Origin of the sequence: Nonomuraea sp. NPDC051191 (genome assembly GCF_044455665.1) — a bacterium.
Taxonomy (GTDB): domain Bacteria; phylum Actinomycetota; class Actinomycetes; order Streptosporangiales; family Streptosporangiaceae; genus Nonomuraea.
On sequence record NZ_JBITEZ010000038.1, the window covers coordinates 1 to 17,189 of the forward strand.

The following is a 17,189-nucleotide window of genomic DNA, read 5'->3' on the forward strand; positions in this document are numbered from 1 at the left end:
CCCCACCACCTGACCGACCTCCGGGCATGAGTCGCCGCTGCTCGGGACGGCTCACGAGAAGGTCGCGACCTCGGGACGGCCGGTCCCTGCCGGATCGTTCGAGCAGGGACCGGCCGCCGGGCCGGTTTCACCGCAGCAGCAAGGCGAGCAGCAGACGACCCAACATCATGTGATCTCGTGCCCACCTGCCCCCGCAGCTCCGGTGGCTCGACGACGAGGCCGCCGAGCCACCGGAGCCCCTGAACGAAAGGAAATGACGCCGATGACGGTCATCCTGGAGAAGAGTGTCGAGGACTTCGTCGCAAAGCCCCGGCAGCTCTTCATCGACGGCCGGTGGGTGGACGCCGCCTCCGGCAAGACCTTCACCACCCCCGATCCGGCCACCGGCGAGACGCTGGCCCGGGTCGCCGAAGCCGATGCGGAGGACGTCGAACGCGCGGTGAAAGCGGCCCGGCGAGCCTTCGAAGGCCCGTGGTCGCGGTTGACCCCGTCCGAGCGCGGCCGGATGATCTGGCGGATCGGTGACCTCATCCTGGAGCACCTCGAAGAGCTCGCCCAGTTGGAGTCGCTGGACAACGGCAAGCCGCTGGCCGTGGCCCGGGTCGCCGACGTGCCGCTGGCCGCCGATCTGTTCCACTACATGGCGGGCTGGGCCACCAAGATCGAGGGCAACACGATCTCGATCTCGGCACCGACCGCGCCCGGCGCCGCCTTCCACGCCTACACGCTCCGGGAGCCGGTCGGCGTGGTCGCCCAGATCATCCCGTGGAACTTCCCGCTGCTGATGGCGGCCTGGAAGCTCGGTCCCGCGCTGGCGACCGGCAACACGATCATCCTCAAGCCGGCCGAGCAGACGCCACTGTCGGCGCTGCGGCTGGCCGAGCTGATCGCCGAGGCGGGCATCCCGGACGGCGTGGTCAACGTGCTGCCCGGTTACGGCGAGACGGCCGGGGCCGCGCTCGCCGCGCATCCCGGCGTGGACAAGGTGGCCTTCACCGGCTCCACCGAGGTCGGCAAGCTCATCGTGCGCGCCGCGGCGGGCAACCTGAAGAAGGTGACCCTGGAGCTCGGCGGCAAGAGCCCCAACATCGTCTTCGACGACGCCGACCCGGCGCTCGCCATCGAGGGCGCGGCCAACGCGATCTTCTTCAACCATGGCCAGTGCTGTGTGGCGGGCTCGCGCCTGTACGTGCACCAGAGCAGGTTCGACGAGGTGGTCGAGGGTGTCGCCGACATCGCTCGCGCGATCAAGCTCGGCCCGGGCCTGGAGGCGGACACCCAGATGGGGCCGCTGGTCTCCGACGAGCAGCTGCGCCGGGTGACCGGCTTCCTCGACTCCGGCCGGGACGAGGGCGCGCGAGCGTTGGCCGGCGGCGCACGGCACGGCGAGCGAGGCTACTTCGTCGAGCCCACCGTGCTCACCGACACCCGTCCCGACATGAAGGTCGTCCGCGAGGAGATCTTCGGCCCGGTCGTGGTGGCCTCGCCGTTCTCCGACCTGGACGAGATCGCCGCCCAGGCCAACAACACCCCCTACGGGCTGGGCGCCGGCATCTGGACGCGCGACATCTCCAAGGCGCACGCGCTCGCGAGCAAGATCCGGGCCGGTACGGTGTGGATCAACTGCTACAACGTCTTCGACGCCGCTCTGCCGTTCGGCGGCTACAAGCAGTCCGGCTGGGGCCGGGAGATGGGTCACGAGGCGCTGGAGGCCTACACCGAAGTCAAGTCGGTCTGCGCCCAGCTGCAGTGACAGTGGGAAATCGAGCGAGATGAGGGCGGGCGCCCCTGGCGTCCGCCCTCATCCATGCCGGTCACACCCGTCTTCACCTGGTCATCGGTGCGGACTTCTCTCGGGAGAGCGGGCGGAGGATCGCCACCCACGCGGCGGCCAGTGCGATGAGCACGGCGGCCGCGAACGCCAGAGCGTAGCCGGACCCGGTGGCGGTGAACATCGCGCTCGTGACCGCGATCGCCACGACCGAGAACACCGCCTCGCCGACCTGAAGGGAGGAGGTGTTGGTCCCCTGCTCGCCCGGCCCGGAGAGTTCCAGGGTGACCACCGACAGGGTCGGGTACACCAGCCCGATGCCGAACCCTCCGACGAGCCACGACAGATAGGCGACGGCGACCGGCACCGCTTCCATCGTGACGCCCGCCGTCAGCGCGATGCCCACGGCGACGAGCACCGTACCGACGCGGAGGTTGGTGGTCCGGGCGAAAGCCTGCCTTCCTTGCAGCCACGACCCCGACGCCCAGGTGAGCGCCCCACCCGTGAGAGCGATGCCGGCGGTGGCGGCCGGCAGTCCCCGTTCGGCGACCAGCATCAGTGGCACCATGACCTCGGCGGCGTAGAAGGCGCCGGTGGTCAGTCCGCGCAGCGCCACGACGGCGGGCAGGCCGGCCGTCGCCCTCAAGGTGCCCCTGGGCAGCAGCCGGGGCAGCGCCGCGGCGAGCACGATCAGCCCTGTCACCAGAATGAGCGGCCCGGCAGTGCTGCCGTACTGCGTCAGGACCGCGCCCGCGGCCGTCAGCGCGGCCCAGCCGGCCTTGCGGAGCAGGCCCGGGGCGGCTGCGGCCTGCCCGCCGGAGACAGGGTGGCCGGCAAGGCCGCGCAGCAGCGCCGGCGCCGCGACGGTCATCAGCGCCGGCACCGACAGGAACACCCATCGCCAGCCCACCGTGTCCACGACGATCCCGACGATGACCGGGCCGGCCAGCGAGGGCAGCACCCAGGCGGTGGCGAGCAAGGAGAAGATCTTCGGCCGGTCGTCCTCCGGATACACCCTGGCGACCACGACGTACAGGGCCACGCCGACCAGGGCGCCGCCGAAGCCCTGCACCACCCGGCCCGCGATCAGCGCCTCCATCGACGTCGCCAGTCCCGCGATGAGCAGGCCCGCGACGAAGCCGGTCATCCCCGTCCACAAGGGTGCGCTCGGCCCGCGGGCGTCGGCCCACCAGCCACCGGTCACCGTGCCGATGACACCCCCGGCCATCGCGCTGCTGAAGGCCAGGCCGTACAGGGCCAGACCGTCGAGTTCGCGGGCCACCAGAGGCATGGCGGTCGCGATCGCCATGTACGCGAACGCCACCAGGGTCATCACCGCGGACAGGCCCGCGGTCAGCGTCCGGTGGCTCATGCCCGCCCCGCCGGGCGGCACCTGCGAGGGGCGGCGCGTTCGGCCGCTGCGGGGAGCGGCGCGTGCTGGCCTCGAGCTACGAGCATGGGGTCCTCACCGCGGCGAATGATCATTCGCATCACCTTGGTGCCGGTGAGGAGCACCGTCCATGAACCGCCGAGCGGCTGTCGCTGCGCGAACATCGCATGGCGCGCCCGTTCAATCCGAGCCGCTGCCACACGGGGAGTATCACGGCATCGGCCAGAGTGGCACGCCCGGTGCGGTCAGCCCGGGAGACGCCTTCCTCGCACTACCCCGATTGGAGAGGCGTGGACGACACGACTTCGCACAGTGGGCCATCGATCGAGACACAGCAGGACGGCAGCGAGCACCTGCAAGGCCATCTCGGCACCCTCGGCCTGATCTTCACCGCTCTCGCCTTCAACGCTCCGCTGACCGTCATGGCGGCGACAGTCCCGATCGTCATCAACGGCGGCATCGGAGCCGGCACGCCCGTAGTTTACCTGGCGATCATGGCACTGGTTCTCGTCTTCGCGGTGGGCCTGGTCGCCATGGCGAAGTACATGGAGAAACCGGGCGCCTTCTACACCTACATCATCGCGGGACTGGGCCGCTCCGTCGGGCTCGGAGGCGGCTTCCTCGCGATCCTGACGTACCTGGGGCTCGGCGCCTCGACCTACGTGGTCGCCGGCTTCTCCGAGCAGAGCCTGCTCCACAACAACCTGGGCGGTCCGGACATCCCGTGGTGGGTGATCGTGCTCGGCCAGTGGGCCCTGATCAGCTGGCTCAGCCTGCGTAACATCGACATCTCGATCCGCGTACTCGGCGTCGCCCTCGCCGTCGAGGTCCTCATCGTCGCCGTATGGAGCCTCGCCGTCGTGATCAACGGGGGCCCCGAGGGCCGGTCGCTCGACCTGGACGGGCAACTGACGACCGGCTCTCTCGGCTTCGCCCTGCTGATGGGGCTGTCCTGTCTGGGCGGGTTCGAGTCCATCCAGGTGTACCGCGACGAGACCCGCAACCCGATGAAGACGATCCCACGGGCGACGTATCTGACGGTCGTCTTCCTGGCCGGGTTCTACTGCATCGGCTCGTACGTCTACCTCGTCGCCTACGGGACCGGCCCGGCGATGGCCACCGCGGCGGACCCAACCAACGCGTTCATGGCGAGCATCGGCGCCTACACCGGCACGTTCATGCAGCAGCTCGGCTACGTGCTGACGTGGTCCAGCGCGGCCGCCGCCCTGCTCGCCATCCACAACGTCACGGCACGTTACATCTTCGCCCTCGCCAGGGACGGGGTGTTCCCCCGGTGGCTGGCCCGGGTGCATCCGCGATACAAGTCCCCGTCCACCGCGGCCATGGCGGTGTCGGTCACGTTATTGGTGTTCGCCCTCGCGCCCGCGACGTTCCAGCTGGACCCTGTCGTCGGCTACACCATACAGTACGGGCTGGCGAGCTGGTGCATGGTGGCGCTGTTCGCAGGCACGGCACTGGCCACCGTGGTGTTCTTCGCCCGCAACAGGAACCTGCACGCATCGGTCTGGACGCGGCTCGTCGCCCCGGTCCTCGCGCTGTGCGGGATGGCGGTCGTGCTCTATCTCGCCACGGTGCAGCGTGAAGCCCTGTTCGGGTCGGCGGAGCTCGGGGCGCTCGGCATCGCCTTCCTCATCCTGGTGGCCGTGGGCGGCGTGTTGTACGCCCGCTGGCTCAAGGCCAGGCGTCCCGAGGTGTACGAGCTGATCGGGGACCAGGAGGAGAACGGCGTCCTGGTCCCGCTCGAACACCCTCCGGCGATCGAGGACGACGATGAGGACCTCGCCCCGCAGGTGACCCCGAGACCCGAGGACATTCCCGGCACCTGACACCGGAAAGCGGAGCCCGGGACTGTCATGAGGGGCGCACGGTCACCGGGACGGAGGCCGGCCCGCGAAGGTTGATCCGGCCGTTCCACCTGACCTCTGCGCTGAGGGCGAGGGCGGGGAACCGGGACAGCAGGCGTTCGAAGACGACCCGAGCCTCCAGCCGGGCCAGCGCGGCGCCGAGGCAGTGGTGCGGCCCGGCGCCGAACGAGACATGGTGATGAGCCCCTTCCCTGCCGACGCGCAGCTCGCCGGCGTCCGGGCCGAAGCGCCGCTCGTCCCGGTTCGCCGAGCCGAGCAGCGCCATCACGAATGCCCCTGCGGGGATGTCGATGCCGCCCAGCGCCATCGGTTCCAGCGTGACCCTCCCGCTCGCCTGGACGGGGCTGTCGTAGCGGAGCAGCTCCTCGACGGCTCCCGGCATGAGGGCCCGATCGGCGCGTAGCGCGGCGAGCTGGTCCGGATGCCGCAGCAGTGCGACGGTGCCACCGGCGAGCAGGTTCACGGTGGTCTCGTGGCCGGCGATGTAGAGCAGCAGGACCTGCGCGACGAGCTCGTCCTCGCTGAGCCCGTCGCCGTCCTCCTCCGCGTGGATCAGCGCGGTGAGCAGGTCGTCCTCGGGATGGCCGCGCTTCCACGCGATCATCTCCGAGGTGATGCCGACGAGCTCCTCCTGGGCGGCGTCGATCGCGCTCATCACGGCCGCGTCGTTCACGGGTTCCAGCGCCCGGACGACGGTGCCGCTCAGGTCGCGGACCCGGGCGTGGTCGGTGGGCGGCGTGCCGAGCATCTCGGCGATCACGGCGAACGGCAGCGGAAAGGCGAGCGCGGGCACGAGGTCCACGCTCGTGGCGGCGGCGATCTCGTCGAGCATTCCGTCGGTCAGCTCGGCGATGCGTGGTTCGAGTGCCTTGACCGCCCTGGGCGTGAACGCCTTCTGGACGAGCCTGCGCAGACGAGTGTGGTCCGGCGGGTCCCGGTGCAGCATGGAGACGTCGTCGGTGGCGGGCATGGAGGTCTGCTCGGCGTCGGGGGTGGTCACGTTGCGCAGCTCGACCGAGGCGCCGGAGCGCAGCAACGCCGAGACGTCGTCATGGGTGGAAGCCACCCAGAAACCGAGCGGGCTCTCGTGCACGGGCGCGATCTCGCGTAGCCGCGCGTACTGCGGATAGGGGTCGTCGGTGAACCCCTCGACGAACGGGTCGAACAGCTGCGCTCGGGTGGTGACGGGCTCACTGGTCATGGTGCGTCCTCCCTGATCCTTTGCGTGTGCCGTGGCGATGCGTGCGGGTCATGGTTCTGCGAGCTCGAGGAGCGCGGCGCGGGTCGTCACGAGCTCCTCCTGGGTGACGTAGGAGACGTCGAACGCGATCGCGGCCGCCAGCCCCTCGGCGGCGAAGCGGACGGTGTGGGTGCGGGCGGCGGGCAGCCCGTCCTTGAGAAAGGCGGCGCGCCACCATTCGGCGTCCGCGCGCAAGAGCTCGGCGACCTCGGGGATCTCCTCGACGCCGGCCCAGTGCGTGGAGGGGGCGAAGGTCTGGATGGCGTCCTCGCTGCCGCCGCACAGGGCGCGGACGTACCCGCGAAGGAGCTTGCCGGCGCGGTTCTCCGAGATGTCGGTGTGTTCCATCACCTCGCTGCGGAAGCGGGCGATGGCGTGGTCGACCACCGAGACGAAGAGGGCCTCCCGGCTGGGGAAATGGTAGAGCAGGCCGCTCTTGGAGACCTCGGCGACGGCGGCGACGTCGGCGAGGCTGAACCGCGTCCCGCGTTCCTGCAGCAGGTTCTCGGTGGCGGCGATGATCGCCTGGCGGGTGCGTTCGCGGTCGCGGCTCGTAGGCCGTCTAGTGGTGGCCGTCATGCTGGGACTCCCTTTCTGTGATCGAGGGGATCAAGCGCCACGCGACGCCGGATGCGACGAGCAGCAGCGCGGCGGCGATGAGGGACGTGGCCTGCATGCTGCCGATGAAGGCGTGCCGCGCGGCCTCCATGATCGCAGCCAGTTCGCCGCCGGCCTGCTCGGCGATCGCGGCGCCCGTCGCGAGCGAGTCGTGGAAAGCGCCGCGCACGTTTTCCGGCAGCCCGGCGGGCAGATCGAGGCGGGCCCGGTAGAGGACGTTCTGCAGCGAGCCGAGCACGGCGATGCCGAGTGCCACTCCCAGTTCGTAGGCGGTCTCCGACACGGACGACGCGGCTCCCGCCCGCTCCTTGGGGACGGCGCCGACGACGGCGTCCGTGGACAGCGTCATGCTCAGACCCGCGCCGAGACCGCAGATGGACAGCGCGATGCACAGCAGCCAGTAGCCGGGGGCGGCTTCGGCGACGGCCAGGAGCGCGAGCCCGAACGCGGAAGCGACCATCGACACCGCGATCGCGCGCCCGCGGCCCAGCCGGGTGAGGACGGTGCCGGCGATGGCGATGACCACCATCGAGGCGATCGTCGCCGGCAGCTCCACCAGACCCGCCTGGAACGGGCCGAGGCCGCGCACGAGCTGGAGGTACTGCGAGAAGAAGAACAGCAGGCCGATGAACGCGAAGACCGCGATCGTCTCCGCGGCGACCGCGCCCGCGAACGCGGGGACGCGGAACAGCGAGATGTCCACCAGCGGATGCTCCAGCCGGCGCTGACGTCGCACGAACAACGCGCCCGCCCCGAGCCCGATCACCGCGCTCACCGCCACGGACAGGTCGAAGCCGTCGCCGGCGAGACGCTTGATCGCGTACACGATCGGGACGATGGCCAGCACCGACAGCACCGCGGAAACCAGGTCGATCTTCTTGCCCTCAGGGTGCTTCGACTCCTGCAGCAGCGTGATCCCGCACACCACGACGAGCAGCATCACCGGCACGTTGATGAGGAACACCGATCCCCACCAGAAGTTCGCCAGCAAGGCTCCGCCCACCAGCGGACCCACGGCGGCGCCGCCTGTCGCACCGGCCGCCCACACCGCGATCGCGCTCGCCCGCTGTTTCGGATCCTCGAACGTGTTCCGCAGGATCGACAGCGTCGACGGCATGATCGTCGCCCCGAACAGCCCCAGCAGCGCCCGCGCGAGGATCAGCATCTCCGCGTTCGGCGCGAACGCGGCGACCACCGAGGCGAGCCCGAACCCGACCGAGCCGATCATCAGCAGCTTCTTGCGCCCGATCCGGTCCGCGAGGTTGCCCATCGTCACCAGTAGCCCGGCGAGCATGAACGAGTAGATGTCGCCCGTCCACAACACCTGCGTCGAGGTGGGCATGAGGTCGGCCGTCAACGCCGGGATCGCGAGGATGAGCACGGTGCCGTCCACTGCCAGCAGCACGACGGCGAGCGTGAGCACGATCAGGGAAAGCCATTCCCGCCGACCGGCACGAGTTCGAGGGGTCATCGCGGTCATGACGCCAGGCTATACCATCCGGACGGTACAACAGACCATCTGGTCAGTTAGAAGGGTGTGACCGTGCACATGTCCGGACCGTGGGGTCTGGTTACCGGGATCTCGACAGGGGCAGGCGCCCTTCCGCCAGAGCCGTCGTGGCCGCCACGATCTGCTCCAGCGAGCGCTCATCGGCCAGGTCGTCGGTGCGGGCGAGCCGCTGCAGGATCAGCCCGTCGAGCCCGGCGAAGAAGAAGCGGGCCACCTCCTCGGCCGGGAGGGCCAAGGTCGTACCCGCATATGCGGCGGCCTCCCGGAACGCGTCCGCGAAGACGGCGTCGAGATGCCGCTGATATGCGGTGATGGTGGGATGCAGCGACGGGGAACGGAGCCCCATGACGAAGAGTTCGGCGATCAATTGGTGGACGTGGGGCTGCTCGACGACGGTACGCCACAGTCGGCGGGCGTACGCCCCGATGACAGCGTGGAAGTCCGGGCCCGGCGGTATGTCGATGCCCCTGACCTGCTCGGCGATTTCGGCGGTCAGTTGCTGGATGACCGCTCGGTACAGCTCGTCCTTGGCGCCGTAGACGTAGTGCACCGTCGCCTGCGCGATGCCGAGTTCAGCGGCGATCGCCCGCGTGCTGGCGGCGGCCACGCCGTCCCGTCTCATCACGGTGATGGCGGCGCGGATCAGCTGTGGTCGGCGCTCGGCGGCGCTCACGTGTGCCACGGTCCGATCGTATGGGACCTCGGTGCCCTGGCGGCAAGGAGTTGTTCAACTGACATTGTCAGGTGAACAAATCGCGTCTACGGTGGGGCACAACAACCGGTCAGCCCTGGCTCGCTGACCCGTGATGACCCGGAGCAAAGCGTGAAGAGCATTCGATCCGCTGCCCGTCCCGCTCGGTTCACGCCGTACCGCACGGCCCCGCAGCCCGCCACTCCGGAGGTCTCGCCGTGATGGCGGAGACCGGGGGGCGCCTGCAGATGGACGGCCCGATCACCCCCGAGCGGGTGCGAGCGTGGAACAACGCGTACGTGTCGAGCCAGATGGCCGATTCGGTGTGGTTCCCGAAGCAGCTCACCTCGTTCCGCGGCCGGTTCCGGCGGCGCACGCTGCAAGACCTCGTCCTGGTCGATGTCGAGGCCGACCCCTTCGGCACCCGATACACGAGCGACTCGCCGGTGACGCAGTACATCGGGGTGTCGGTCAACACGTGCAGGTTCACCGAGCGGGTCGTGTTCGGCGACCACCGCGAGTACGTGGTGTCGGCGCCGGTCGAGGTCTGGGACGCCACCACGTTGCTGGAGTCGGAGATCCTCGACCCGATGTCGCAGACCGTGGTGCTCGTCCCGAAGCCGGCGCTGCACATGTCGAGGAGCAACTCCCTGATTCTGGACGAGGCGGTGCTGGAGGAGGATCAGGCCTCGCTGCGCCTCCTGCGCGGGGTGCTCCTCACCATCGCGGCCGAAGTCGACCGGCTCAGCCCCACAGCCATCGAGGTGGCGCGCAACATCGTCGTCGAACTCCTGCTCAGCGTGGTGCAGGAGCATCGCCGGCCGTCGGGTGCGGCGGTCAGCGAGGGCATGCGCCTGTCGGTGAGCCGGTGGATCGACGACCACCTCCATCTCGGTCAGGTGCTGCCCGCCCAGGCCGCCGAGGAGCACGGAATCTCGGTGCGTTCGCTGCATCGCCTGTTCGCCGACTCGGGTGAGAGCTTCGGCTCCCTGGTGCGCCGGCGCCGGATGGAGCGGGCCTGCCGCGACCTGCTGCACACCGACGACATGGTCCAGACCATCGCCATGCGCTGGGGTTACGCCGATGCCAGCCACTTCATCAACGACTTCAAACGGGTGTACGACACCACACCGGCCACCTATCGGAAGGGGTTGCGGAAGGCGCCCTGACCGCGACTGCGGACGTGACACCGGCGGTCGATCGGCTGGCACGGTGGCCCAATGACCACCGAGTGCTCCTGCACCACCGTGGTGGGGTCTGGACCGGCCGTACAGGAGGCAGTCGATGGAGCCACGGTGGAGCAGTTCGAAGGCGTTGTGGGAGCGCGCGTGCCGGAGCATCGGCGGTGGCGTGGCCTCCAGCGTGCGTGGCGGGGTGTATCCGCACCAGTTGTATTTCGAGTCCGGCGAGGGCGCCCGCCTGGTCGACATCGACGGTGACAGCTACATCGACTACGTGCTGGGCTGGGGCCCCTTGCTGCTCGGGCACGGCCACCCCGCGATCCTGGAAGCCGCGCACATCCAGCTGGACCGGGGAATCATGTTCGGCGGCGGGAACGTGCACGAGGTCGTCGCGGCGGAACGTTTCCTGAACGCCCTCGGATGGGCCGAACGCCTGCTGTGGACGAACACCGGCACGGAGGCCGTCCAGATCGCCCTGCGCCTGGCGCGCGCGCACACGGGACGGGACATCGTCATCAAGCTCGGCGGCGGATACCACGGATGGCACGACACCGTCCTGGCCAGCTACATGGGTTACGGCAAGGGGGGAGAGCCGGTACCGCACTCGCTGGGACAGCCCGCCTCCTCGCTGGCCGACCTGCGCGTCGGCCTGTACAACGACCTGGACCACTGCGCGGCGGTCTTCGACGCGGAGCCCGGCCGGATCGCCGCCGTCCTGGTCGATCCGACCTCGTCGAACACCGGGAGCGTCGCCCCCGAGCCGGGTTACCTGGAGGGGCTCCGGCGGCTGTGCGACGAGCACGGCGCGTTGCTGATCTTCGACGAGGTGGTCTCCGGGCTGCGGCTCGGCCTGTCCGGCGCCGCCGGCCGCTTCGGCGTCACCCCGGATCTCGCGACGTACGGGAAGGCCATCGGCAGCGGCATGGCGGTGGCCGCGGTGGCCGGCCGGGGCGAGGTGATCGACCTCGTCCTGCAGGGCGCGGTCCATTCGGGCACGTTCAACGGCAACCCGCTGGCGATGACCGTCCTCACCGCCACCCTCGACGTGCTGTCCCAGCCAGGGGTGTACGACCATATCGACGCGATGGGGAAGGCCCTGGTCGACGGGGTGCGCAAGGCGGCGATCGAGGCCGGGCACGTGGTGGCCGCGCACCACCTGGGAGCCACCGCGATGATCGCTCCGGGGATTCCCAAGCTCACAGGTCCGGATGATTACGCCGAGGCCGACTGGGAGCACTGGGCCAAGCACGTCGTCCCCGCCATGCTCGAGTACGGCGTCTACCTGCTGCCGGGAGGGCGGCTGTTCCTGTCCACGCAACACACCACGGAGGACGTGTTCGCGACGACCGAAGCGTTCGCCGACGTCTTCGACTCGCTGCCGGCGCCCCGGGTCCGGGAGAACAGCGGTAGCTGACCCGCGGAGAGGGCGGGCCGGGCGGCTGCTCGCGGATTCAGCTGGATCCGCGAGCAGTCGCCGTGACGGCCTCCACCAGCAGCCTGGCTTCGGCGTCCTTGAACAGGACGCCCGCCGCACCCGCCCGCAACGCCCTGGACATGCACGCATCGCCGGCGAACGTCGTCAGGATCAGCACGGCGCAGACCCCGGTCAGCCGCTCGGTGGCGGCGATGCCATCGAGCCGTGGCATCTGCACGTCCATCAACACCACGTCGGGCCGCAGCTCCCGGGCGATCGTGACCGCCTGCTCACCATCGCTCGCCTCACCCACGACCTCGATGCCGTCCACCCCGTCGAAGATCATCATGAGCGCGTCCCTGACGCCGGCTTGGTCGTCGGCGATGAGCACCCGAATGGCCGTCATCTGTCGGACCCCGTCCTCGTGTTGTGGTTGGCCGTGCCCTTCCAGCGGATGTCGGGCAGCAGGGCCCGCAGCGAGCGGCCCTTGAACGCGCCGTACCAGACACCGGCCCCGTAGGCCAGGTCATCGAGACGGCGGGCGATGGCGAAGCGAAACGGGTCGAGATGGGCCTTGGTGCGGCGGAAGTCGACGATCGCGTCGAAGAGGGCCGCTGCGGCCACTGCTCGGCGCAGACGCCGCGAGAACAGGCAGCCGATCGCCACCGGCGGCCACCAATGGCGCAGGAGCAGGGCCTTGAGCTGCCAGGTCGCGGCGAGGGCGCGGTCGTAGGTGAGGACGGCGCCGAGCCGGACAGGATGCTCGGTGTTGCGGACCTTGCGCGACAGGCGCAGGGTGGCCGCGGCGAAGATGAGCGCGGCAGCCGGTAGTGACCAGCGGCGTTGCAGGAGGAGGGCCGTGGCGAAGGCGGCGCTCCACGGGGTGGCGATGGCGGGGGCGACGTCATGGCCGTGCCGCTGGGCGAGCAGGTCGGCTCCGGTGCCGTAGAAGGCCTTGCGCCTGAGCCAGTCGGGGACGTCGGTGCGGTGTTCGTGATAGGCGGTGGCGGCCGGCTCGTAGCGGACCCGGTGGCCTTCGCCGGCCAGCCGCCAGGCGAGGTCGACGTCCTCGCCGACGCGCATGCCGGCGCTGAACCCCGATCCGAGGGCGTCGACCTTGGCGAGCAGGCAGGCGCTGGGCACCCAGGAGACGGGCGCGCGAGGACGGACGATGCCCGGATGAACGCCGAGGTCGAGGGAGGAGCGGGCGTCCTCGTAGCGTCCGACCCACCGGTCCCGGCCGGGCAGGCGCAGTCCCAGCACGCGCGGGGCGACCATGGCCACGCGCGGGTCGTTGAAGTGCCGCAGCAGCAGCGGCAGGGCGTCGGGTTCGAGGACCACGTCATCGTCGGCGAAGGCGACGTAAGGAGTGGTGACCCGTTTCAGCCCTTCGTTGCGGGCGGTGGCCGGGCCCACGTTCCGCTTCAGCGCGACGAGCTCGGCACGGTGCCGGGCGGCGACGCCGGCGATGGCGGCCGCGGCCTGTGACGCGTCGTCCACCACGATCACGTGATGCCGGTCCCCGATGCAGGAGAGCAGTCTGTCGAGGGCGTCAGGCCGGTCGCGCACGGGGATCACGACCGTGATGTGCGCGGGGTCGAGGCCGGGCAGGTCGGCCACGACGGGATCGGCCAGGCCGCCTTCGAGCAGCCGGTCGGCCAGCAGGGCGGAGGCGCGGTCGCGGACGCGGATGGTGCGCCCGTCGAGGTGACCGGCGGCGGCCTCGGCCAGGCGGATCATGCGGGTCGGAGCTCCGCCGACCAGGGTGCGCCCCTGATCGCGGACTCGTACGTGCCGATTCAGCCGGACGGTGAAGCCGATCGGCAGCGGGCCGGCACCGGCGCTGGTCATGGAGTGGTTCCTCTTCCTCTCGCGCCGCCGGTCGCCGGGGCGCCTCTGGTCATGCTCATGGCCGGCACGGCGCCGCCCGGGGGCGCGTCAGGCACCCGTCCGGGTCCACGTGCCCGTCACCGACCCTGGCCGCCACGTCCTCCGTCATCTGATCGAACAGGCGCTGCCCCTCCTGCGCCGAGGCGGCGGTGGGGTCCCCGAGCACTCCTGAGGGCGACACGCCGGCCACGCCCTTGGCGAGGATGTCCGGCATGAGCTGGGGGAGGGGGGTGAGGTTGCCCGGCTTCGCCTTGGTCATGTCCACGAGGCGGGGGGCCAGGTGCAGCATGAGCGACGTCTCGGCGTGTCCCGCATGCGCATCGGTTCCTGCCGTGGCGCACGGCACCCACGCCACGTGGTGGCCTTCGGATCTCAGCTGCGTGACGGCGGCGGCCAGACCGCGCACGTTGCCGCCGTGCCCGTTGACGATCACAGTGCGTCCGGCCCACAACGACACGGACCGGACGAGCTCGACCAGCAGGAACCGCAGAGCCTCCGTGCCGAGCGACATGGTGCCAGGGAAGCCCTGGTGCTCGCCGCTGGCGCCGTAGGCGAGGGCGGGGGCGACCATGACCGGCGCGGCCAGGCGGGCCGAGGCAGCCCGTGCGACAGCGACGGCGATCGTGGTGTCGGTGTGCAGCGGCAGATGCGGGCCGTGCTGCTCGGTCGATCCGAACGGAACCAGGACGGTGGGCGATGGCGGCAGCGCGGCCCACGGCAGGTCTACTGACACCTCAGGTGCCGATCTCCCTGGTGAAGCCGGGCGGGATCACGACGTCGGAGGGGGCCAGGTCGTGCACGGACGCGTGGCCGAGGCCCAGCAGCGCCGAGTCGATCCCGTTGCGCAGGACGTCGAGCACGTTCTCCACCCCGGCCTGGCCGTTGGCGGCCAGCCCCCACAGGTAGGCCCGCCCGATCATGACGGCACGCGCACCGAGCGCCAGCGCCTTGACCACGTCGCCGCCGCGCCGCACGCCCCCGTCCAGCAGCACTTCGACCTGCGAGCCGACCGACTCGGCGATGGCCGGCAGCAGCCGGATGCTGGCCGGGATGCCGTCCAGGTTGTTGCCTCCGTGATTGGACACCGAGATCGCGGTGGCTCCGGCCTCCACGGCCCGGCGGGCGTCGTCCAGGCGGCTGATGCCCTTGACCATGAAGGGACCGCCCCACCGTTCCCGCATCCACGCGATGTCCTCCCACGTGGGAGGAGGCGTCTGCATCCACTTGCCGTACGTGCCGAAGAACGTCGGGGCCGCCTGTCCGGCCGGGACCACGTTGGGCACCGTCAGATCGGGCAGGCGGCCGGATCTGACGAAGTCGAGGAGCCAGCGCGGCCGGGCCAGCGCCTGAGGCGACAGTTTGATCATCGCCTTGAGGTCCAGCCGGTCGGGGATCCACGGGCTGCCCCAGTCGCGGCCGTGGGAGAACGTCCAGTCCAGCGTCACGATCAGGCCCTTGGCGCCGGCGGCGCGGGCGCGCTCCATCTCCGCCGTCATGGACTCCTTGGTGCCCATCCAATACATCTGGAAGAAGGTCTGCGGATTGGCCGCGACGACCTCCTCGATCGGCTTGCTGGCGAAGTTGCTCAGCCCCATGACCGTGCCGCGGGCCGCGGCCGCGCGCGCGACCGCCACCTCGGCATCCGGATGCACGGCCTGCACGCCGGTCGGCGAGATGAGCACCGGAAGGGACACGGGCTGCCCCATCACGCTGGTGGACAGGTCACGCTTGGCGGGCAGGTCCGCGATATGGGGAGCGAAGCCGAGCTCGGCGAACGCACCTACGTTGTCGCGGTAGGTCACGCCCCTCTCCGAGCCCGCCAGCAGCGCCGCGTACACCGAGCGGGGCAGGCGCCGGCGGGCCCGGCGTTGCGCCGTGGCCACCGTCTCGAACCAAGCGGGCATCACAGACCTCTTTCCGAGGAGACGGTCAATCCGGCCAGAGGGCTCTCCGCGCAGGCGCGCACCGGGGGAGCGGCAGGACGCGGGCCGATCCGTACCGGAACGGGGCGGGAGTGATCCTGGCTGGGCCGGGGCACCGTCCGTCCGGCCGCGGCCAGGGCATCGGCCGCGTGCCCTTGCACGCATTCGGGATCGGGACCGTCCAGCGGCAGACCGGTGAAGAACTTCGCCGCCATGCAACCGCCCCGGCAGGAGTCGTAGAAGGCGCATCCCGAACAGGCGCCGCCGGTCTGCGGCGAACGCAGCTCCGCGAACAGCTCCGACTCGCGCCACACCTGGGCGAAACCTCCGGCCGACAGCAGGTTGCCCGCGCGGAAGCGGTCGTGGATCGCGAACGGGCAGGCGTACACGTCGCCGATCGGATCGATCAGGCACACCACCCGGCCCGCGCCGCACAGGTTCAGCCCGGGCAGCGACTCGCCGTAGCCGGCCAGATGGAAGAACGAGTCGCCGGTCAGCACGTCCTCACCCGACCGCAGCAGCCATTCGTACAGGTCGCGCTGCTGGTCGGCCGTCGGGTGCAGATCGTCCCACACATCCGCGCCACGGCCGGAGGGACGCAACCGGGTGAGCCGGAGCGTCGCCCCGTGAGCGTCCGCGATCGCCTTGAAGTCGTCGAGCTGGCCCGCGTTCTCACGCGTGACGACCACCGACAGCTTCGCGTTCTCGAAACCGGCGGCGGCCAGGTTGTCCAGCGCGCGCATCGCCGTCGCGTACGAGCCGGGGCCGCGCACCTTGTCGTTCACCTCGGCCGTGGCGCCGTCCAGGGACACCTGCACGTCGACGTAGTCGGTGGCCGCCAAGAGCCGGGCCCGCTCGGGCGTCAGGCGCACCCCGTTGGTCGAGAACTTCACCCCGACCTGGCGGCTCACCGCGTAGTCCAACAGGTGCCAGAAGTCCGGACGGATCGTCGGCTCCCCGCCGCCGATGTTGACGTAGAAGACCTGCATCGCCTGCAGTTCGTCGATCACCGCTTCGCACTGCCGGGTGCTCAGCTCGCGAGGATCGCGTCGCCCGGACGATGAAAGGCAGTGCACGCACGACAGGTTGCAGGCGTAGGTGAGCTCCCAGGTCAGGCAGATCGGGGCGGCGAGGCCGCGTTCGAACCGCTTGACGAGCCCTCCACCGGCCGTACCGGTGCGACCGCCGTCCGGTCGTGCGGCCGGCGGCGTGAGCGGGGCGCCGGGTGTACGCCGTCTGATCATGTCGGCGTCGGCCAAGGCGCTCAGCGCGGACGAGTAGGCAGGCCACTGATCCGGGGCCACCTCCGCCAGGACCAGCGCGGCACGAGCGTCGGGCTGGCCGGCGAGCGCATTGACGACGGAGACCAGCTCCGGGCGTTTGATGAAGGACAGACGCCGGTTGCCGAAGTGGTAGGCCAGCGCTCCGAAAGGTTCCGGCCGCAATGCCACACTGGGAGAAAGCTCCCATGCGTCATTCAGCAAGTTCGTCATCGCGTGTTCCGATCTTGGCTAGTAGACGCCGCACATGCCATCGATCGACACGTCTTCGAGCAGCATGTCCTCCGTGAGCACTTCGGACTCCTGAGCGGTCTGCTCGGGCCCGCCGGTCGTCTTGATCGAGTCGTTCATGACTCCTCCTCTGTGGATGACGTTGCGGTGCTTCAGGTGGCGGGT

The 17,189-nt window shown here is 70.3% G+C and carries 15 protein-coding genes; 4 read left to right on the plus strand and 11 right to left on the minus strand.

Translation table 11 applies throughout. The annotated features are described in order from the left end of the window. The first annotated feature begins 262 nt into the window (after positions 1-262). Positions 263-1,753 (plus strand): aldehyde dehydrogenase family protein, encoded by a 1,491-nt coding sequence (locus ACIA8R_RS52425; RefSeq protein WP_397045699.1) that lies wholly within the window; start codon positions 263-265, stop codon positions 1,751-1,753. Positions 1,754-1,826: 73 nt separating this feature from the next. Here the strand turns inward: ACIA8R_RS52425 and ACIA8R_RS52430 are convergent, their stop codons facing one another. Then, entirely contained in the window at positions 1,827-3,143 is a 1,317-nt protein-coding gene (locus tag ACIA8R_RS52430; RefSeq protein WP_397045701.1) for an MFS transporter, read from the minus strand. Between the two features lie 308 nt (positions 3,144-3,451). Here ACIA8R_RS52430 and ACIA8R_RS52435 point away from each other — a divergent pair, with 308 nt between their 5' ends. Next, positions 3,452-5,008, plus strand: a complete 1,557-nt coding sequence (locus ACIA8R_RS52435) for an APC family permease (protein WP_397045703.1) — start codon at positions 3,452-3,454, stop codon at positions 5,006-5,008. Positions 5,009-5,033: 25 nt separating this feature from the next. Here ACIA8R_RS52435 and ACIA8R_RS52440 read toward each other — a convergent pair whose 3' ends face one another. The 4 genes from ACIA8R_RS52440 to ACIA8R_RS52455 all read right to left on the minus strand — a co-directional run bounded on the left by ACIA8R_RS52440 (position 5,034) and on the right by ACIA8R_RS52455 (position 9,097). Further along, on the minus strand, positions 5,034-6,248 hold the full coding sequence (locus tag ACIA8R_RS52440; protein ID WP_397045705.1) for a cytochrome P450: 1,215 nt from the start codon (positions 6,246-6,248) through the stop codon (positions 5,034-5,036). A 48-nt stretch (positions 6,249-6,296) separates the two neighbouring features. After that, positions 6,297-6,866 carry a TetR/AcrR family transcriptional regulator gene (locus ACIA8R_RS52445; RefSeq protein ID WP_397045707.1) on the minus strand — a complete coding sequence of 190 codons (570 nt, stop codon included), beginning with the start codon at positions 6,864-6,866 and terminating at the stop codon, positions 6,297-6,299. Beyond that, positions 6,850-8,385 (minus strand): MFS transporter, encoded by a 1,536-nt coding sequence (locus ACIA8R_RS52450; RefSeq protein WP_397045709.1) that lies wholly within the window; start codon positions 8,383-8,385, stop codon positions 6,850-6,852. The genes ACIA8R_RS52445 and ACIA8R_RS52450 overlap by 17 nt, the downstream gene beginning before the upstream one ends. 91 nt (positions 8,386-8,476) lie before the next feature. After that, complete coding sequence (locus tag ACIA8R_RS52455) at positions 8,477-9,097, minus strand: TetR/AcrR family transcriptional regulator (RefSeq protein WP_397045711.1); 621 nt, start codon at positions 9,095-9,097, stop codon at positions 8,477-8,479. A 230-nt stretch (positions 9,098-9,327) separates the two neighbouring features. Between ACIA8R_RS52455 and ACIA8R_RS52460 the strand changes: the two genes are divergently transcribed. Then, a complete protein-coding gene (locus tag ACIA8R_RS52460) occupies positions 9,328-10,275 on the plus strand; it encodes a helix-turn-helix domain-containing protein (RefSeq protein ID WP_397045713.1) in 948 nt (315 codons plus the stop codon). 115 nt (positions 10,276-10,390) lie between these two features. Then, positions 10,391-11,701 carry an aspartate aminotransferase family protein gene (locus ACIA8R_RS52465; RefSeq protein WP_397045715.1) on the plus strand — a complete coding sequence of 437 codons (1,311 nt, stop codon included), beginning with the start codon at positions 10,391-10,393 and terminating at the stop codon, positions 11,699-11,701. A 37-nt stretch (positions 11,702-11,738) separates the two neighbouring features. On the opposite strand, the gene ACIA8R_RS52470 is transcribed toward ACIA8R_RS52465, so the two are convergent. The 6 genes from ACIA8R_RS52470 to mftA are packed head-to-tail and all read right to left on the minus strand — an operon-like array spanning position 11,739 to position 17,144. Beyond that, positions 11,739-12,107: a response regulator transcription factor gene (locus tag ACIA8R_RS52470; RefSeq protein ID WP_397045717.1), complete on the minus strand. Its 369-nt coding sequence runs from the start codon at positions 12,105-12,107 to the stop codon at positions 11,739-11,741. Next, positions 12,104-13,552 (minus strand): mycofactocin biosynthesis glycosyltransferase MftF, encoded by a 1,449-nt coding sequence (gene mftF, locus ACIA8R_RS52475; protein ID WP_397045719.1) that lies wholly within the window; start codon positions 13,550-13,552, stop codon positions 12,104-12,106. The genes ACIA8R_RS52470 and mftF overlap by 4 nt, the downstream gene beginning before the upstream one ends. Before the next feature lie 55 nt (positions 13,553-13,607). Then, positions 13,608-14,324: a mycofactocin biosynthesis peptidyl-dipeptidase MftE gene (gene mftE, locus ACIA8R_RS52480; protein WP_397045721.1), complete on the minus strand. Its 717-nt coding sequence runs from the start codon at positions 14,322-14,324 to the stop codon at positions 13,608-13,610. A gap of 1 nt (position 14,325) precedes the next feature. Beyond that, positions 14,326-15,495, minus strand: coding sequence for a pre-mycofactocin synthase MftD (mftD, locus tag ACIA8R_RS52485; protein ID WP_397045723.1), 1,170 nt, complete (start codon positions 15,493-15,495; stop codon positions 14,326-14,328). Continuing rightward, positions 15,495-17,006, minus strand: coding sequence for a mycofactocin radical SAM maturase (mftC, locus tag ACIA8R_RS52490; RefSeq protein WP_397045725.1), 1,512 nt, complete (start codon positions 17,004-17,006; stop codon positions 15,495-15,497). Before mftC ends, mftD begins: the two co-directional genes overlap by 1 nt. 18 nt (positions 17,007-17,024) lie before the next feature. Next, positions 17,025-17,144 carry a mycofactocin precursor MftA gene (gene mftA / locus ACIA8R_RS52495; RefSeq protein ID WP_397045727.1) on the minus strand — a complete coding sequence of 40 codons (120 nt, stop codon included), beginning with the start codon at positions 17,142-17,144 and terminating at the stop codon, positions 17,025-17,027. Positions 17,145-17,189 lie beyond the last annotated feature (45 nt).